Raw genomic sequence first — 17,448 nt, 5'->3', positions numbered from 1 at the left:
TCGGCTTCTGCCGATGCGCTGACTCATAGAAAGTGGTTTTGTTCCGCAGCTTTCTCGCCGAGATGGAGAGGAAAATTATGTCTGAGAAATTACCTGGATCGAGTGAAGGGCTATCCGGCAAAGCCATGAGACGTGTTGTCATGGGAAGCTTCGCTGGTGCGTTGATGGAGTGGTATGATTTTTTTATTTTCGGAACGGCAGCAGGACTGGTTTTTGCTCCTCTGTTCTTCCCTGACAGCGATCCCTTTATTGGTCTGATTGCCGCCTTTGCTACCTTTGGTGTGGGCTTTTTAACCCGCCCGTTGGGTGGCATTGTTTTTGGCCATTTTGGTGATAAAGTCGGGCGAAAAATAACGCTGATCTGGACTCTGGGTATTGTTGGGACTTCAACCTTTTTAATTGGTTTTATTCCAACATATCAGGAGATTGGCATTTGGGCTCCGCTCATTCTGATGGTGCTTCGCCTGATACAAGGATTTGGCCTTGGCGGCGAATACGGCGGTGCGGCGTTGATGACGATAGAGTCTGCACCGGAGGCAAAACGTGGATTTCTGGGTTCATTGCCGCAAACGGCAGCGTCAGTGGGCATTATGCTGGCTACAGGGGTTTTTGCACTCTGTAACCATTTTCTGACTCAGGAGCAATTTCTTTCCTGGGGATGGCGTATTCCATTTTGGTTATCTGCCGTGATGCTGATTGTCGGTATGTTTATACGATTGCATACCGAAGAAACCCTGGATTTTCAAAAACAAAAATCGGTTGAGACCGACGATAAAGCACCCTTGCCGCTGATTGAACTCTTCCGCAAGCACCCGCGTAATATTCTGCTCGCAGTTGGAGCCCGGTTAGCAGAGAGCGTTTCATCGAATATTATTAATGCCTTTGGCATTGTTTATATTTCCAGCCAACTGGCGTTATCAAGGGATGTACCATTAACAGGTATGCTTATCGCTTCAGCGATTGGTATTTTTTGTTGCCCTTTATTTGGATGGCTTTCTGACCGGGTTGGTCAGCGTAAATTATATTTGTTCGGTGCCGGTTTTTGCATCCTGTTTGCATTTCCATTTTTCTTACTGCTGGATACAAAAAGTACACTCATTATTTGGTGCAGTATGATCCTGGGCTATAACTTTGGCCCAACGATGATGTTCGCTGTGCAACCTACACTGTTCACCCGCATGTTTGGTACCCGGGTTCGCTATACCGGCCTTTCTTTTGCCTACCAGTTTTCCGCAATTCTTGGCGGTTTAAGCCCACTTATCGCATCAAGCCTACTCGCGTTGGGCGGGGGTGAGCCATGGTATGTGGCATTGTTCCTTTTTGGTATTTCAATCCTCTCATTTATTTGCGTCTGGCTTATCGAACCACATTCACACGATAACCCCGATGTGAAAAAACAATTAAAACCTTACCGCTATATCAGGGAGTAACGACATGAATGAGCACCAGCAAGCGCTACAACACGCTTTTGACGCCACCTGGCCCGGCCCTATGGGCGATCCCGTGCACCTGGAAAATAAACATATTTGCCTGCGGATTTATCCCCATGATGGGGCAAGGATAACGTCATTACAGGCATTCGGTTTTGAGGTTTTGCGACAGTGGGAGCCACAACGAAAAGCATTCCAGTATGGGTGCTTTCCGATGGTGCCCTGGGCTGGACGTCTCGGGTATGCGACATTGAACGTTAACGATCAACGTTATGCCTTACCCGCGAATAAACCGCCTCATGCATTGCACGGTATGGCATGCTACTCATCATGGGAAATCGTCGAGCATAAAACGGATGCGCTGACGCTGCGAATGCCGCTTGGTTCTCCATGGCCCTGGGCGGGTGAGGTTCTGCAAATACTGACGCTTAAAGAAAATTCGCTGGTCTTACGTCTTGAGATCCACTCAAAGGCGGAATCCTTCCCTGCATCTGCAGGCTGGCATCCATGGTTTGTCAAACGACTGAATCAACAGAATAGCGACGGTCAATTACAGGTCGTTTTTGATGCAGACTGGCAGGAAGAAGCGGGAAGTGACGAACTGCCAACAGGCAGAAGAACGTCACCTCAGCCAGGGCCGTGGGACGACTGTTTTGGTTTTTCCTCCGGGTTAGATGTCACATTGCAATGGCCAGGAAAACTGAGTTTGAACATGACATCGGCTGCACAAAGCCTGGTGGTCTTTGATAAACAGCCCGATGCGACATGCGTTAATCCGCTCACTCAGGCGCCGAATGCGATTAACCTCACGCCGCAGTTTGTCACGACAGATGCTCCTCTGGTCATTGAATCATGTTGGCAGTTTAATCAATTGGGTTAACGTATCTCATTGAAATGAAAAGAGACTGAACGTCAGCTTTTTATTTTCAGCACACCTCATGGCAGTGCATATTTTATGTCTATGTCCTGGAGGTGTTTCATAAAAGAACCGTCTGCAAAGACGGTTCCCTTCACATTTTTAATAAATAGATAATCTTCCTGGCGTTTCTTGCAAAATTCCTAATGCCTTTACTCTACATTCACATGTGCTTCTCATCTTCATTGTTTTATAAGCTTTTTATTTCCTGAAAGTTTAGCTCTTTATTTTATACAATTATCTGATAAGAATAATGCAAATATATTAACTGCGATTTTAAATTTGTCAGCTTACCGTCGTTGGCTATTTATTGACATATTGAATGATTAATTGTATTTAATTTAAAAAGGCAGTGGCTCACTCATTTCTTGTATTAAATATTCTTTATTTCCTTAAAGAGTTACAGGTTTGTTTTGCCTTCAGCTTTTATTTAAATGCAACGTTGGTGCACTTTGCCCAAAAAGCCTTACGGAAAAGGTGAACTCTCATGAAAACTCCTGGTTTTATTCAAAAACGATTTCCTCCAACAAAGCTCTCACTTTGTATTGCCTGTGCGCTGGCACTTGGTGGCCTCAGCGGACAGGCAACAGCTGCGGGGTGTAGTTACACAACCACGGCGCAGTTGTTATGTGACAATACGACTATCTACCACTATGGAAATCCACTTGGCGGAGCAGGCCGGGATTACAGCGGATTTGATGAAGTTCGTATTGATACAACGTCAGAAGGCACAACGTCGGGGTTAACGGGGTGGGGTGTCTATATTGATAATACGGGATATAAATTTAAAAATTTGGTTATTAATACCACAGGCAAGGCTGCCGATGGTATTCACTCCAAAAATGCGGGCGGTAAGCTGGTTGCAGATAATATTTATATTACAGCGACCGGCAGTAGTTCAGATGGTATAAATATCGGTCGCGAATTACAGAATGATTATTCCATTGTTGAGGTCAGCGGCAACGTCACGATTGATACTGAAAATGGTATGGGGTTGCGTGCGAATGCCTCGGCGAACAAAGATAACGCGCGATCGTCCATTATTATTCATGGTAATGCCGATATTGTGACTCGTGGTCCTGGAGGGGCCAACACAGGATATGGAATATATGCAGGGAAAGACCCTGCTCAGTATACCGGTACAGGGAAAGGCGATCCGGATGTCACGATAAATGGCACCACAAAAATCGCCACATCAGGTCGAAGTGCGCATGCAATATATGCCGGACGGCTGGGCGAGATTAACTTGAACCATGTGGATGTAAAAACCACGGGTGCGACTGCGCATGGTGTTTACGCTTATTCGAGCTATGAGCCTGCCATTGTGAACCTGGGTGGCAATACGTTTATTGAGGTTTCGGATACTAATGCCTACGCGCTTTACGCCTATGGTACGCAGGCGCTGATTCGCTCCTGGGATTACGTTTCTGATAGCGCATCATCCGGTGTGTATGACATAAAAGGCAACCTGCGTGCCTACTATGGCGGCATCATGGATCTGCGTATGGAAGAGGGGAGTCGTTTTGTGGGTAAAACCGACTCTTCACAACAGAACAGTAATACCAACTATCATGGCACGCTGGATCTGAGCATGAAGGGCGCCAATAGTGAATGGACGATGACCGGGACCTCCGTTCTCTCTAATCTGACGTTGGATCAATCCACACTGCGCTACAGTGCCGATGGTGTGTCTGGAGACGATGCAAGCACCTTTAAGACGCTGACCGTGATGGGGAACTTTATTGGTACCGATGCGTTACTGGTACTTAACACCGTGCTTGAAGGCGATGAATCCTTAACTGATAAACTGATCGTAAAAGGTGATACAGCCGGGAATACCAATGTTGGTATTAACAATATCGGGGGTATGGGCGATCTGACCCTTAATGGCATTGAGATTGTACAGGTTGAGGGTAACTCCAACGGTACCTTTACCAAAGCCGGACGTATCGTGGCGGGTGGCTATGACTACGATGTGGTGAAGAATGCCAGCAACTGGTATCTCACCAGTCAATTGAGCCCAGTTGATCCTGACCCGGAACCCGACCCAGAGCCGGAAGATCCCGATCCGGTCGATCCACCAACGCCTCCGGGGCCTGTTGATCCCGTTGATCCGCCAGCACCTCCTGGTCCGGTTGACCCTGTTGATCCCCCTGCGCCTCCGGGCCCGGTCGACCCTGTTGACCCGCCAGCACCTCCTGGTCCTGTTGACCCGGTGGAACCACCAACACCGCCAGCCCCCGAGCCCGGTGAACATCAGTATCGCCCGGAATTTGGTAGCTATCTGGCGAACAACTATGCGGCCAATACCCTGTTTATCACCCGATTGCATGACCGCCTGGGGGAAACTCAGTATACGGACATGCTGACGGGTGAACGGAAAGTGACCAGCCTGTGGCTGCGTAACGAAGGGGGACATACTCGCTTTACTGACGGTAGCAACCAGTTGAAAACGAAAGCGAACCGCTATGTGATGCAGATAGGTGGTGACCTGGCGCAATGGAGCAGTGATGGTCTGGATCGCTGGCATCTGGGTGTAATGGCGGGTTACGCCAATCAGAAAAGTAAAACGCACAGCACATACACCGGGTATGCGTCCCGCGGTCATGTGAATGGCTACAGTGCAGGCCTGTACGCGACCTGGTATGCAAACGAAGCGGATAAAACAGGAACCTACCTGGACAGTTGGGTTCTCTACAACTGGTTTGATAACACCGTGAGCGGCGATCATCTGGCCAGCGAGAAATATAAGTCAGACGGTATTACGGCCTCTATTGAAGGCGGTTACAGCTTCCTGGTGGGGGAAAGTGAGCGTGCAAGCTACTGGATCCAACCTAAAGCACAGGTTATCTGGATGGACGTGCAGGCCGATTCGCACCGCGAAAGCAACGGCACCCAGGTGAAAGACAAAACAGATGGCAACCTGATGACCCGACTCGGCGTGCGTGCATATCTGAAAGGCCATAACGCGATCGATGACGGTAAAAACCTTGAGTTCCAGCCGTTTGTAGAAGTGAACTGGATCCACAATACCCACAACCAGAGTGTCCGGATGGGAGCCATTCAGGATGAAATCAGCGGCACTAAAAATATCGGCGAACTGAAAGTCGGGGTTGAAGGGCAAATTAATCCGCGCCTGCAGGTGTGGGGCAACGTCGCACAGCAGGTTGGCGACAACAGTTATAGCGATACTGCGGCTATGTTGGGTGTTAAGTACAGTTTCTAAACGCGACACCAGGGGAAACAAGGCGATGCATAGCATCGCCTTTTTCAGATATGACCGTTACCGGTTTCACGATGTGACACATAGTCAAACCTCTCCTTTCCCGCTACAGTTATTCATCCACGGCTAGCAAGGAGAAGAACATGCTCTATATCTTTGACTTAGGTAATGTGATTGTCGATATCGACTTCAACCGCGTGTTAGGCACCTGGAGCGATCTGAGCCGTGTCCCGCTGGCTTCGTTGAAGCACAGTTTTACGATGGGAGAGGCCTTTCGCCAGCATGAACGGGGTGAAATAACCGATGAGGCTTTCGCCGAGGCGGTTTGTCATGAAATGGCGCTGCCGCTCAGTTACGAACAATTTTCTCATGGCTGGCAGGCCGTTTTCGTTGGCATACGGCCAGACGTTATCGGCATTATGCATAAGCTGCGTGAGCAAGGGCATCGGGTTGTCGTCCTTTCTAACACTAACAGACTGCATACCACATTCTGGCCGGACGAATACCCGGAGGTTCGCCAGGCCGCCGACCATATTTATCTTTCCCAGGAACTGGGAATGCGTAAACCGGAAGCGCGTATTTACCAGCATGTCCTGCAGGCAGAAGGTTTTTCTGCGGACGATGCCGTCTTTTTTGATGACAACGGCGATAATATAGAAGGGGCTAACCAGTTGGGGATCACCAGCATCAGGGTGACCGACAAAACAACCATCCCGGACTATTTCGCGAAGTTGTTATGCTAAAAAACGTTCACCAAAAAGCCAGGCATCATACGCGTCCAATATGGGCCTGGCTTAAGTTATTGTGGCTGCGCATTGATGAGGACAATATGACGACCCTGGCCGGGAATCTTGCCTACGTCTCATTGCTCTCATTAGTGCCCTTCATTGCTGTTGTATTTGCCCTTTTCGCTGCATTTCCCATGTTTTCTGACGTGAGTCTTCAACTGCGTCACTTTATCTTCTCCAACTTTCTCCCCGCGACCGGGGATGTCATTCAGCGTTATATCGAACAGTTTGTCGCCAATTCCAACAAGATGACGGTGGTGGGAGCCTGTGGGCTGATCGTGACGGCGTTGTTGCTGATGTATGCTGTTGATAGTGCGTTAAATGCCATCTGGCGCAGTAAGCGCACGCGCCCAAAAGTCTACTCTTTTGCCGTTTACTGGATGATCCTGACGCTGGGTCCGCTGCTGGCAGGTGCCAGCCTTGCGATCAGTTCATATCTGCTCTCCCTTCGTTGGGCCAGTGAACTCAATAGCGTTATTGATGATGTGCTGCGCATTTTTCCGCTTTTGCTTTCCTGGATCTCATTCTGGTTGCTGTATAGCGTTGTCCCCACCATCCGCGTTCCAAACCGGGATGCGATAGTCGGGGCGTTTGTCGCCGCCATACTGTTTGAGGCGGGGAAGAAAGGATTTGCGCTCTATATCACCATGTTCCCCTCTTATCAGCTCATTTATGGCGTCCTGGCGGTGATCCCAATTTTGTTTGTCTGGGTTTACTGGACGTGGTGTATCGTCTTGCTTGGTGCAGAAATAACTGTCACTCTCGGGGAATACCGCAAACTCAAACTAGCCGCAGAACAAGAAGAAGCAGACCAACCATGATTGCATTAATTCAGCGCGTAACCCGTGCCAGCGTCACCGTGGAGGGAGAGGTGACGGGTGAAATTGGCCCAGGACTTTTAGTGTTATTGGGTGTCGAAAAGGATGATGACGAACAGAAAGCGAACCGCTTGTGCGAACGCGTACTGGGATACCGAATTTTTAGCGATGCCGAAGGCAAAATGAACCTGAACGTGCAGCAGGCAGGAGGCAGCGTGCTGGTGGTTTCACAGTTTACGCTGGCAGCTGATACCGAGCGCGGGATGCGTCCGAGTTTCTCAAAGGGTGCCGCGCCGGATCGCGCAGAAGCGCTATATGAATACTTTGTTGAGCGTTGCCGCCAACAGGAAATGAACACGCAAACCGGACGTTTCGCTGCCGATATGCAGGTTTCGCTGGTTAATGATGGCCCCGTGACGTTCTGGTTACAGGTATGAACCAGCTTCCGGTGTGGCCGCGGGTAACAAGAGAGAGTACAGCTATGTATCACCTTCGAGTACCGCAAACAGAAGAAGAATTAGAGCGTTACTATCAGTTTCGCTGGGAGATGCTGCGTAAGCCCCTGCATCAGCCAAAAGGCTCCGAACGAGATGCCTGGGATGCTATGGCGCATCATCAGATGGTCGTGGACGAAGAGGGGAATCTGGTCGCTGTTGGCAGGTTGTATATCAATGCCGACAACGAAGCCTCTATCCGCTTTATGGCCGTTGATCCTGCGGTGCAGGAGAAAGGGCTGGGAACATTGATGGCGATGACCCTGGAATCCGTGGCGCGCCAGGAAGGGGTAAAGCGCGTTACCTGTAGCGCCCGTGAAGACGCGGTCGAGTTTTTCGCCAAACTGGGTTTTGTTAATCAGGGCGAAATTACCACGCCGCAAACCACGCCGGTTCGACACTTTTTAATGATTAAGCCTGTTGCCACACTGGATGACATTCTGCATCGCGGCGACTGGTGCGGGCAGCTACAGAGTGCCTGGTATGAGCACATCCCTCTGAGTGAGAAAATGGGGGTGCGTATTCAGCAGTACACCGGGCAAAAATTTATCACCACCATGCCTGAAATGGGCAACCAGAACCCGCATAAAACCTTATTTGCCGGAAGTCTTTTTTCTCTGGCAACGCTGACGGGGTGGGGACTTATCTGGTTAATGCTGCGCGAACGCCATCTTGGCGGCACGATTATTCTTGCTGATGCCCATATTCGCTACAGCAAGCCCATCAGCGGCAAACCGAGTGCCGTCGCTGATTTAGGCTCATTGAGCGGCGATCTGGATCGTCTGGCAAGAGGTCGCAAAGCGCGCGTCCAGATGCAGGTGGAACTCTTCGGTGATGACGCGCCGGGTGTGGTGTTTGAAGGTACTTACATTGTGCTTCCCGCGAAGCCGTTTGGCGCGTACGAAGAGGGCGGTAACGAGGAAGAGTAGGGGTTAGCTCAGAGGGCGGATCGGACCACTTCACGGGTTGAACCAGAGCGGCCAGTGTTGACCATTTTGATAATGAAACGGTCGGGGTGATCGGCAATGGTGATGCTCGTTCTTCCTGGCAGCAACACATCCTGGTGTTATCTATTAACACCCGATGGCAATGCAAAATGACACGGGGAATATTACCTTCCCGCCTTCAATGCCACATTCCGTATGACTTCCCGTGCCGCCTCGCTGATCCCACCCAACTGAAAGAAGCCATGAATGACTCCGAGATAGCGCTGACAGGTACACGCTACGCCTTGCTCTGTCATTCTTTGATAAAGCGCTTCCCCTTCGTCGCATAGCGGGTCGAATTCTGCAGTAATGATATGAACAGGCGCCAGGCCATTGAAATCATCTCGCCACAGCGGGCTGGCTTCCGGATGGTGGCGATCGATGCCCGGCAGGTACATCTCATAACCGCTAAGCAGCGTATCGCGGGTGATGATGTAATCCAGTCCATTACGGGTATAGCTTTCAAAGTAAGCCGTTGCGTCGAGCATGGGATAAATCAGGATAAGCTGTGCAGGTTGCCACTCACCAGTCTCCTTGAGCCGTAAGGCCGTCACCAACGCCAGATGCCCGCCCGCGCTATCGCCCGCAAGAGTGATGCGATACTTATCCACGCCAAACAGTTCGGCATGTTGCCAGATAAGGTCTGCCCCTTTTAGAGCGTCATCATGGGCTGCGGGAAAAGTGTATTCTGGTGCCAGTCGATACTGGACGGCGATCACCCGACATTCGCCATAGAACGCCAACTGGCGTAACTGCTTGTCATGAGTGGCAAAGCCACCGCTAACAAAACAGCCACCGTGATAATAGATAATCGTGGGCAGAATCGCGGAGCCATGAAGCGGTGAATAGATGCGAAACGTTATCCCTTCCCGTTCGATAGTCTGGATATGGACCCGCGATTCAGTCTCTCCCGCCAGAACGGTACTGGCAATATAACCCACCCTCCGATCATCAATACTCTGTTGACGTGAAGAGGGGCGACCCGCTGCGATAAACGCGGCAACTTGCTCAGCAATACCCTTTTCCAGTGCCATGGTAAAATCCTTTTTGCTGTATAGATGTACAGTTTTATACGCTCACTTTTGGCGGATGGGAATAGGGGAGACAGGGAAATACGAATTCTGGAAAGGTGCTCGCAAAAGTGAAAAGACCTCCACGAGCCCTCTATTTTTTAAAATAAACCGGGTGTAAATTGCTCATACTTTAATCTTAGATGATATGCTGGAGATATATATGAGCATAATGGCTGGACTGGATATGGGCAGAATTTTACTCGATTTATCAGATGAAGTGATTAAACGGCTGGATGACCTCAAGGTGCAGCGCAATCTTCCTCGGGCGGAACTGTTGCGAGAAGCGGTCGAGCAGTATCTGGAAAGGCAGTCAAATACGACGATTTCTAACGCACTCGGCCTGTGGCAAGGCTGCGAAGAAGATGGCGTTGAATACCAGCGCAAACTTCGCGAGGAGTGGTAATGGCTAAAGGATCGGCTCTTTTTGACACCAATATTTTAATCGATTTGTTCAGCGGGCGAGGGGAAGCAAAGCAAGCGCTGGACGCATGGCCGCCACAGAACGCGATAAGCCTCATCACCTGGATGGAAGTGCTGGTTGGCGCCAGGAAATACAATCAGGAACATCGCACACGGGTTGCGATGAGCGCATTTAACATCATTGGTGTTTCGCAGGAGATTGCTGAGCGAAGCGTTGCTTTGCGTCAGGAGTATGCGATGAAGCTTCCGGATGCGATCATTCTGGCGACGGCACAGATTCACCGTCTTGAACTGGTCACGCGCAATACGAAGGATTTTGCGGGAATACCTGGCGTCGTGACGCCCTATGAACTGTAACTCGGGCGACTTACGCCGCCCGGTAATACAAGAGAACTTACTCCCCCTCTCCTGGGAACAGGAACGGGTTGATGGAACTGCGGGCAAAGCCCTCTTGCTCCATACGAGCGTCCAGTATCAGTGAGGCGAGATCGTCGGCAACGGCTTCTACTTTCGGGTCTTTTTCCTGATAGAGAATCTTCAGGTAAGTGCCACAGTCACCGCAGCTTTCCGCTTTAATCGCTGACTGCTCGTTATCGAGAGACCAGTAGTGCAAATCGCGACTCTGTTCGCAGTTGCTGCATTTCACGCGCACCACGTGCCACTCGGTTTCACACAGGTTGCAGTGCAGGTAACGCAGGCCCTGGGTGGTGCCAATTTGCACCATGCTGGAGACCGGCATTGAGCCGCACACCGGGCAGAACTGGCGTTGCTCGCCATATTCCGCACGGGCTTTGCCTGGAATCAGGCTCGCCATCTGCGCCCAGTAGAGCGACAACGCAGCCCAGATAAACGGCGCTTTATCGCTGCTCACCAACGAGAAGTCAGAGGCAAACAGCGCGCTGGCCATCATTTCCAGCTCCTGAGAGGACGCTTTCTCCAGATTCTCAATCACCGCCAGTGCCGGACCGCTCATTTCGGGTTTCAGCTCAGCAATCAGTGAAAGCAGGAGTTTCTGCCAGTGTTTATCACGCGGTAAAACGTGAATATCCAGCGGCGGCTTACCCTGCTCATTTGCCTCTTTGATGCGTGCGGTGAGGTCTATCTCTAGCGGATGATCGTACAGCACCACTTCCTGGGCATGTGCGATCAGCGCGGCAAAGCGCAGGTAATCGCCCAGCGGGTTATTCTCAGCAAGCTCGCGCAGACGTTCAGCGCGGCGGTTATATACATTTTTGAGTCTGGGGAATAACAACGGCGGAATCATATCCGCCGTGCGTTTTTCGCTCGAACCCAGCTCATCTTGCGGGATTATGCGAATACTCATTCAGATGACTTTTCCTGTTTCTGGCGAACTTCACGGTACCAGCGCGGGTGATGTTTCTTCGCCCACGATTTGGTAACCCATCCTTCCACCATCGCGGTAATGGTGCCTTTCACCCAAAGGGCGGCGTAAATATGCACCATGATAACCACAATTAACGCCACTGCGGCAAATGAATGCAGCATTAACGCGAATCGGATCACCGGGATTGAGAAAGCAGGCGCAAAGTACGGACGCCAGATGATCACACCGCTCACCAGCAACAGCACCAGGAAGATAATCGCCGCCCAGAAAACGCATTTCTGGCCGAAGTTATACCGCCCGGTGTCACCTACTTCCTCGTTGACGACGATCTTACGAATATTCTTCGCCCAAAAGATATCATCCCGATTGATTAGATTGTGGTGCCAGTAACGGAAAAACATGATGATGAACGAGGCAAACATGATCACGCCAACAAACGGGTGCAGAATTCGCGCCAGTTGTGGAGTGCCCATGATCTGCATCAGCCAGTTGAAGGAGGGGAAGAAGAACCCCAGCCCGCTCACCGCCGCCAGGATGAAGCAGAAGGCGGTGACCCAGTGGTTGATGCGTTCCGGCGCGGAGTAGCGCACGATGGTGTCACGTCGTTTCATTTGCGCACCTCGTCATTATCTTCGTGCAGATTGTCATCTTCCTCTTCCGTACGGTTCGGACCTACGCCAACGTAGTGGAAGATACTGGCTGCAAAGGTCGCGGCAAAGCCGACCGCTGCGAGAGGTTTCCAGATGCCTTTCCAGAATTTCACGGTCGCGCTGATTTCCGGGTTCTCCGGCAGACCGTGGTACAGATTCGGCTTGTCGGCATGGTGCAGCACGTACATCACGTGCGTCCCGCCAACGCCTGCCGGATCGTACAGACCCGCATTGTCGTAGCCACGCGTTTTCAGTTCTGCCACACGTTCGCCTGCCAGCGTTTTCATATCTTCTTTGGTGCCAAAGTGAATCGCACCCGTCGGACATGTTTTCACACAGGCCGGTTCTTGCCCGACGTTCACACGGTCAACACATAGCGTACATTTGTAGACGCGGTTGTCTTCCGGATTCAGTCGCGGCACGTCGAACGGGCAGCCTGCAATGCAGTAGCCGCAGCCGATGCACTGCTCAGACTGGAAGTCGACGATGCCGTTGGCGTACTGAATGATCGCGCCTTCCGCCGGACACGCCTTCAGGCAGCCCGGATCGGCACAGTGCATACAGCCGTCTTTGCGGATCAGCCATTCCAGTTTGTCGTCCTGCTCTACTTCCGAGAAGCGCATCACCGTCCAGGATTTGGCGGTTAAATCCGCCGGGTTGTCATACACCCCGACGTTGCTACCGATTTCATCACGAATATCGTTCCACTCAGAACAGGCCACCTGACAGGCTTTGCAGCCGATACAGGTGGTGACGTCAATAAGCTTCGCCACCTCTTCCTGATGGTCCCGCGCCTGAGGCGCGGGGGTGAAACCGTTAGTCGCGGAACGACGGATAATGTCTTGAGATTGATAAGCCATAAGTCGTCTCCGTTACACCTTTTCCACGTTCACCAGGAAGGACTTAAATTCCGGCGTCTGCGTGTTCGCATCACCGACGAATGGCGTCAACGTATTGGCGATAAAGCCTTTCTTCGCCACGCCCTCGTAGCCCCAGTGAATAGGAATACCGATGGTATCGATATCCTTGCCGTTCGCTTTCAGCGTGCGAATACGCTTGGTCACTACCGCCTTGGCTTTGATGTAGCCACGGTTGGAAGAGACCTTCACGGTATCGCCATGGGCGATGCCGAGTTTATTCGCCAGCTTCTCGCCGATCTCAACGAACTGTTCCGGCTGTGCGATAGCGTTAAGCAGCGCATGCTTGGTCCAGTAGTGGAAGTGCTCGGTCAGACGATACGTGGTCCCGACGTACGGGAATTTATCGGCTTTACCCAGCGCCTCTTCGTCGCCTTTAAAGATACGAGCGGCAGGGTTGGAGATAACGTTCGGGTGCAGCGGGTTAGTGCCCAGCGGCGTTTCAAACGGCTCGTAGTGTTCCGGGAACGGCCCTTCCGCCATCTTATCGATAGCAAACAGACGTCCCATCCCTTCCGGCTGCATGATAAACGGCCCGACATTGCTGCCCGGTGCGGCGGCGCTGTAGTCCGGAATATCCATCCCGCTCCATTTTGCGCCATCCCATTTCAGGATCTGGCGCTTCGGATCCCACGGGTTGCCCTGCGGGTCGGCGGAAGCACGGTTATACAGAATGCGGCGGTTCAGCGGCCACGCCCACGCCCAGCCCAGCGTATTGCCGAGACCTGACGGGTCGGCGTTATCGCGACGCGCCATCTGGTTGCCTTCCGGTGTCCAGCTACCGGCGAAGATCCAGCAACCGCTAGAGGTGGTGCCGTCGTCACGCAGTTGTGCGAACGAACTGAGCTGTTGGCCTTTCTTGACGATCACGGCACCCGTTGCCGGGTCGATGATATCGGCCAGCGCTTTACCGTTACTCTCCATCGCCACTTCTTCCGAAGCCGGCTCATGTGGGGTGGAGTAGTTCCAGCTCATGCTCAGCACTTGTTCCGGATTGGCGCCACCCTGTTCGGCATACATCTTGCGCAGACGCAGGAAGATACCGGCAAGGATTTCGCCATCAGTGACCGCATCACCAGGGGCATCGGCACCTTTCCAGTGCCACTGCAGCCAGCGACCGGAGTTCACGATAGAACCGTTCTCTTCGGCAAAGCAGGTGGACGGCAGACGGAACACTTCAGTCTGGATTTTTGACGGGTCAACGTCGTTCGACTCACCGTGGTTTTTCCAGAAGGTAGATGTTTCCGTATTGAGTGGGTCGATGGTCACCAGGAACTTCAGTTTGGAGAGCGACGCCACCACTTTGTTTTTGTTCGGGAATGAAGCGACCGGGTTAAAGCCCTGGCAGATATAGCCGTTAACCTTGCCCTGGCTCATCATCTCGAAATACTGCAGAACGTCGTAGCCCTTGTCCCACTTCGGCAACCAGTCAAAGCCCCAGCTGTTTTCAGCTGTCGCTTTATCACCAAAGAAGGCCTTCATCATTGAGACGAAGAATTTCGGGTAGTTGCCCCAGTAGTTCACCTGGCCTTCCAGCAGCGGTTTTGGTGTGCTGGCGGCAAGATAGGTTTGCAGGTCAGTTTGCTTCTCGCTTGGCAGCGTCATGTAACCCGGCAGGCTCTGTGACAACAGGCCAAGGTCGGTCAGACCCTGAATGTTTGAGTGACCACGCAGGGCGTTAACGCCGCCGCCTGCCATCCCCATGTTGCCGAGCAGCAACTGGATCATCGCCATGGTGCGGATGTTCTGCGCGCCAACGGAGTGCTGTGTCCAGCCGAGGGCATACAGGAACGAAGCGGTTTTGTCTTTCGCGCTGGTTTCTGCGATGTACTCGCAGACTTTCAGGAAGTCGGCTTTCGGCGTACCACAGATGTTTTCCACCACGTCCGGCGTGTAGCGGGAGACGTGCTGTTTCAGCAGGTTCCATACGCAGCGTGGGTGTTGCAGAGTGGTATCGCGTTTAGCGAAGCCGTTTTCGTCCAGCTCGTAGTTCCAGCTGGTTTTATCGTACTTGCGTTTGTCCGCGTCATAGCCGGTAAACAGGCCATCGTCGAAGCCATAGTCTTCACGCACGATCAGGCTGGCGTTGGTATAGGCTTCGGTATATTCGCGGTTGAATTTTTCGTTGTTCAGCAGGTACAGCATGACGCCTGACAAGAAGGCAATGTCAGTACCGGAACGGATTGGCGCATAGAAATCGGCCACCGACGCTGTACGCGTGAAACGAGGATCGATCACAATCAGCTTCGCGCCGTTGTGAATTTTGGCTTCCATCGCCCAGCGGAACCCTACAGGGTGAGCTTCAGCGGCATTACCGCCCATCACCACGATCAGGTTGGCGTTCTTGATGTCGACCCAGTGGTTGGTCATCGCACCGCGACCAAATGTTGGAGCAAGACTTGCTACCGTTGGTCCGTGTCAGACGCGCGCCTGGTTGTCGACCGCGAGCATACCCAGCGCGCGGGAGAATTTTTGTGTTAAATAGCCGGTTTCGTTACTGGAAGCGGATGCGCACAGCATCCCGGTGGAGAGCCAGCGGTTAACGGTAACGCCTTCGGCGTTTTGTGCAACGTAGTTGGCGTCGCGGTCTTCTTTCATTAGTTTGGCGATGCGGTCAAATGCCTCATCCCAACTGATTTGTTGCCACTTATCAGAGCCTGGTGCACGGTATTCCGGGAACTTCAGGCGGCTTTCTGAGTGAATGAAGTCCACTAGACCAGCCCCTTTCGGGCAGAGCGCACCGCGGTTTACCGGATGGTCCGGATCACCTTCGATGTGGAAGATAGATGCTTTGGCGTTTTTAGCTCCATCGCCGAGACTGTACATTAACAGCCCACAGCCGACGGAACAGTAAGTGCAGGTGTTACGGGTTTCGCGGGTGCGCAGCAGTTTATATTGCCGTGTTTCCGCGAGCGCTACGCCGGGCGCGAAGCCCAGTGCCGCTGCCGTGGTGCCTGCCATACCGCCAGCGCAGATCTTAAAGAACTGCCTTCTGCTGACCTGCATGGTTTGCTCCTTGTTTCGACATTGTCACTTCCCTTTTACATTTGTATCCAGATGCGCGGGGAGTGGTTGTTATTTTTCTTTACGGATATGCCCGTAAAGGTCCAGAATTGGGGTAATTTCCCTCCATCCAGGAGGGGTTTGTAAAGAATACCACAATGTTGGTATGCGTGTTCTTATACGGTTAAAAGAAAGTGAATAAGATACATCCCGAAGAAGTCAAAAACGTGATATGCGTCACAGGTTCTCGCCAGGTGACCTTATGGAAACGTGAGGATTTACAACATCCTCAGCCGGATGAGGTCGCTGAAGAAGTGCCCGTCGCGTTGGTATACAACGGGATTTCTCACGTCGTGATGATGGCTTCTCCAAAAGATCTTGAGCACTTCGCGATGGGCTTTTCGCTTTCTGAAGGCATTATCGACCACCCGCGCGATATTTATGGGATGGAGATTGTACCTTCCTGCAATGGCCTTGAAGTCCAGGTCGAACTCTCCAGCCGCCGTTTCATGGGGCTGAAAGAACGGCGCCGGGCATTGGCCGGGAGAACCGGTTGCGGGGTTTGTGGCGTTGAGCAACTCAACGACATCGGTAAACCCGTTCAACCTCTGCCATTTACCCAGACGTTTGACCTTGCGAACCTTGATCATGCCCTCAGGCATCTGAGCGATTTTCAGCCGATTGGGCAACTCACCGGGTGTACGCACGCCGCGGCATGGGTTCTGCCCTCCGGGCATCTGGCTGGGGGACATGAGGATGTGGGTCGCCACGTTGCACTGGATAAACTGCTGGGTCGGCGTGGCAGGGAAGATGACACCTGGCAAAGTGGTGCCGCGCTGGTTTCCAGTCGCGCCAGCTATGAGATGGTGCAAAAGTCAGCGATGTGCGGCGTCGAGATCCTGTTCGCCGTTTCCGCCGCCACCACGCTCGCGATTGAAGTCGCCGAGCGCTGTAATCTGACGCTGGTGGGTTTTTGCAAACCGGGCAGAGCGACGGTTTATACCCATCCACAGCGATTGATTGTTGAGTAAAATAACAGTCAATTATTTTGAATGAGTTTGGCAAATCCCTCCGCTTTTAGTTGTGTGATGTGAAGGCTATTATTTATCACATCAAGGCAACATGCCTTATGCAAACAACTAAATTAGAAGGGTTACATCATGAAAAGCATCAAAATTTTTGTCGCAGTCATCGCTCTCGCTACCTCTTTCGGTTCTTTTGCTGCCCAGTCGATTACCGCGACAGGCTCGACGCTGGAAAGCGCTGAAGCGAAAATTGCCGCTCAGGCTGAACAAGCGGGTGCCAGCGATTATAAAATCACTCAGGCCTACACCGGTAACCGCGTGCATATGACCGCTGAACTGCTGAAATAAGCCGAAGCACTT

Annotated in this window: 17 protein-coding genes; 11 read left to right on the top strand and 6 right to left on the bottom strand. The window is 52.0% G+C overall.

Going from position 1 to position 17,448, the window contains the following annotated elements:
* Positions 1-77 precede the first annotated feature (77 nt).
* The 7 genes from JM656_RS21075 (at position 78) to fabY (ending at position 8,598) form a co-directional block, all read left to right on the top strand.
* On the top strand, positions 78-1,430 hold the full coding sequence (locus JM656_RS21075; RefSeq protein WP_203359411.1) for an MFS transporter: 1,353 nt from the start codon (positions 78-80) through the stop codon (positions 1,428-1,430).
* A gap of 4 nt (positions 1,431-1,434) precedes the next feature.
* The gene (locus tag JM656_RS21070) at positions 1,435-2,310 is read left to right on the top strand and encodes an aldose 1-epimerase (protein WP_203359410.1); all 876 of its coding nucleotides are present in this window, start codon (positions 1,435-1,437) and stop codon (positions 2,308-2,310) included.
* Between the two features lie 523 nt (positions 2,311-2,833).
* Positions 2,834-5,572, top strand: a complete 2,739-nt coding sequence (locus tag JM656_RS21065) for an autotransporter outer membrane beta-barrel domain-containing protein (RefSeq protein ID WP_203359409.1) — start codon at positions 2,834-2,836, stop codon at positions 5,570-5,572.
* Positions 5,573-5,712: 140 nt separating this feature from the next.
* Complete coding sequence (gene yihX / locus JM656_RS21060; protein WP_203359408.1) at positions 5,713-6,312, top strand: glucose-1-phosphatase; 600 nt, start codon at positions 5,713-5,715, stop codon at positions 6,310-6,312.
* A complete protein-coding gene (locus JM656_RS21055) occupies positions 6,306-7,178 on the top strand; it encodes a virulence factor BrkB family protein (RefSeq protein WP_203359407.1) in 873 nt (290 codons plus the stop codon). The genes yihX and JM656_RS21055 overlap by 7 nt, the downstream gene beginning before the upstream one ends.
* The gene (gene dtd, locus JM656_RS21050; protein WP_008501836.1) at positions 7,175-7,612 is read left to right on the top strand and encodes a D-aminoacyl-tRNA deacylase; all 438 of its coding nucleotides are present in this window, start codon (positions 7,175-7,177) and stop codon (positions 7,610-7,612) included. Before JM656_RS21055 ends, dtd begins: the two co-directional genes overlap by 4 nt.
* 44 nt (positions 7,613-7,656) lie before the next feature.
* Positions 7,657-8,598, top strand: coding sequence for a fatty acid biosynthesis protein FabY (fabY, locus tag JM656_RS21045; protein ID WP_203359406.1), 942 nt, complete (start codon positions 7,657-7,659; stop codon positions 8,596-8,598).
* Positions 8,599-8,606: 8 nt separating this feature from the next.
* Here the strand turns inward: fabY and JM656_RS22405 are convergent, their stop codons facing one another.
* Together JM656_RS22405 and JM656_RS21035 are read right to left on the bottom strand one after the other, a co-directional pair.
* Complete coding sequence (locus JM656_RS22405; protein ID WP_238929260.1) at positions 8,607-8,663, bottom strand: hypothetical protein; 57 nt, start codon at positions 8,661-8,663, stop codon at positions 8,607-8,609.
* A gap of 117 nt (positions 8,664-8,780) precedes the next feature.
* Positions 8,781-9,689 carry an alpha/beta hydrolase gene (locus tag JM656_RS21035; RefSeq protein ID WP_203359405.1) on the bottom strand — a complete coding sequence of 303 codons (909 nt, stop codon included), beginning with the start codon at positions 9,687-9,689 and terminating at the stop codon, positions 8,781-8,783.
* 199 nt (positions 9,690-9,888) lie between these two features.
* Here JM656_RS21035 and JM656_RS21030 point away from each other — a divergent pair, with 199 nt between their 5' ends.
* Together JM656_RS21030 and JM656_RS21025 are read left to right on the top strand one after the other, a co-directional pair.
* On the top strand, positions 9,889-10,131 hold the full coding sequence (locus tag JM656_RS21030) for a CopG family transcriptional regulator (RefSeq protein WP_203359404.1): 243 nt from the start codon (positions 9,889-9,891) through the stop codon (positions 10,129-10,131).
* Positions 10,131-10,505 carry a type II toxin-antitoxin system VapC family toxin gene (locus JM656_RS21025; RefSeq protein WP_192613908.1) on the top strand — a complete coding sequence of 125 codons (375 nt, stop codon included), beginning with the start codon at positions 10,131-10,133 and terminating at the stop codon, positions 10,503-10,505. The genes JM656_RS21030 and JM656_RS21025 overlap by 1 nt, the downstream gene beginning before the upstream one ends.
* A 37-nt stretch (positions 10,506-10,542) precedes the next feature.
* Here the strand turns inward: JM656_RS21025 and fdhE are convergent, their stop codons facing one another.
* Genes fdhE through fdnG form a run of 4 tightly spaced genes read right to left on the bottom strand, consistent with a single transcriptional unit; the run spans position 10,543 to position 16,066 of the window.
* Positions 10,543-11,472 carry a formate dehydrogenase accessory protein FdhE gene (gene fdhE / locus JM656_RS21020; protein ID WP_192613907.1) on the bottom strand — a complete coding sequence of 310 codons (930 nt, stop codon included), beginning with the start codon at positions 11,470-11,472 and terminating at the stop codon, positions 10,543-10,545.
* Positions 11,469-12,104 (bottom strand): formate dehydrogenase cytochrome b556 subunit, encoded by a 636-nt coding sequence (gene fdoI, locus JM656_RS21015; RefSeq protein ID WP_192613906.1) that lies wholly within the window; start codon positions 12,102-12,104, stop codon positions 11,469-11,471. The genes fdhE and fdoI overlap by 4 nt, the downstream gene beginning before the upstream one ends.
* Positions 12,101-13,003, bottom strand: coding sequence for a formate dehydrogenase subunit beta (gene fdxH / locus JM656_RS21010; RefSeq protein ID WP_192613905.1), 903 nt, complete (start codon positions 13,001-13,003; stop codon positions 12,101-12,103). Before fdxH ends, fdoI begins: the two co-directional genes overlap by 4 nt.
* A gap of 12 nt (positions 13,004-13,015) precedes the next feature.
* Positions 13,016-16,066 (bottom strand): formate dehydrogenase-N subunit alpha, encoded by a 3,051-nt coding sequence (fdnG, locus tag JM656_RS21005; RefSeq protein WP_203359403.1) that lies wholly within the window; start codon positions 16,064-16,066, stop codon positions 13,016-13,018.
* Between the two features lie 191 nt (positions 16,067-16,257).
* Here fdnG and fdhD point away from each other — a divergent pair, with 191 nt between their 5' ends.
* Both fdhD and JM656_RS20995 read left to right on the top strand, forming a co-directional pair.
* Positions 16,258-17,094 (top strand): formate dehydrogenase accessory sulfurtransferase FdhD, encoded by an 837-nt coding sequence (fdhD, locus tag JM656_RS21000; RefSeq protein WP_203359402.1) that lies wholly within the window; start codon positions 16,258-16,260, stop codon positions 17,092-17,094.
* Between the two features lie 129 nt (positions 17,095-17,223).
* Positions 17,224-17,436: a DUF1471 domain-containing protein gene (locus JM656_RS20995; RefSeq protein WP_203359401.1), complete on the top strand. Its 213-nt coding sequence runs from the start codon at positions 17,224-17,226 to the stop codon at positions 17,434-17,436.
* The last annotated feature ends 12 nt before the right edge of the window (positions 17,437-17,448 follow it).

It is taken from the genome of Citrobacter sp. R56 (assembly GCF_016811995.1).
In the GTDB taxonomy this organism is placed as follows: Bacteria; Pseudomonadota; Gammaproteobacteria; order Enterobacterales; family Enterobacteriaceae; genus Citrobacter_D; species Citrobacter_D enshiensis.
This window is presented reverse-complemented; position numbering and strand designations above follow the sequence as displayed.

Excerpts from the sequence above, each read along its gene's own strand:
- JM656_RS21070 (WP_203359410.1), top strand. The coding sequence starts at position 1,435 with ATGAATGAGCACCAGCAAGCGCTACAACACGCTTTTGACGCCACCTGG.
- JM656_RS21065 (WP_203359409.1), top strand. The coding sequence starts at position 2,834 with ATGAAAACTCCTGGTTTTATTCAAAAACGATTTCCTCCAACAAAGCTC.
- JM656_RS21030 (WP_203359404.1), top strand. The coding sequence starts at position 9,889 with ATGAGCATAATGGCTGGACTGGATATGGGCAGAATTTTACTCGATTTA.
- fdxH (WP_192613905.1), bottom strand. The coding sequence starts at position 13,003 with ATGGCTTATCAATCTCAAGACATTATCCGTCGTTCCGCGACTAACGGT.
- fdhE (WP_192613907.1), bottom strand. The coding sequence starts at position 11,472 with ATGAGTATTCGCATAATCCCGCAAGATGAGCTGGGTTCGAGCGAAAAA.
- dtd (WP_008501836.1), top strand. The coding sequence starts at position 7,175 with ATGATTGCATTAATTCAGCGCGTAACCCGTGCCAGCGTCACCGTGGAG.
- fdoI (WP_192613906.1), bottom strand. The coding sequence starts at position 12,104 with ATGAAACGACGTGACACCATCGTGCGCTACTCCGCGCCGGAACGCATC.
- JM656_RS21075 (WP_203359411.1), top strand. The coding sequence starts at position 78 with ATGTCTGAGAAATTACCTGGATCGAGTGAAGGGCTATCCGGCAAAGCC.
- JM656_RS21035 (WP_203359405.1), bottom strand. The coding sequence starts at position 9,689 with ATGGCACTGGAAAAGGGTATTGCTGAGCAAGTTGCCGCGTTTATCGCA.
- JM656_RS21055 (WP_203359407.1), top strand. The coding sequence starts at position 6,306 with ATGCTAAAAAACGTTCACCAAAAAGCCAGGCATCATACGCGTCCAATA.
- JM656_RS20995 (WP_203359401.1), top strand. The coding sequence starts at position 17,224 with ATGAAAAGCATCAAAATTTTTGTCGCAGTCATCGCTCTCGCTACCTCT.
- yihX (WP_203359408.1), top strand. The coding sequence starts at position 5,713 with ATGCTCTATATCTTTGACTTAGGTAATGTGATTGTCGATATCGACTTC.
- fabY (WP_203359406.1), top strand. The coding sequence starts at position 7,657 with ATGTATCACCTTCGAGTACCGCAAACAGAAGAAGAATTAGAGCGTTAC.
- JM656_RS21025 (WP_192613908.1), top strand. The coding sequence starts at position 10,131 with ATGGCTAAAGGATCGGCTCTTTTTGACACCAATATTTTAATCGATTTG.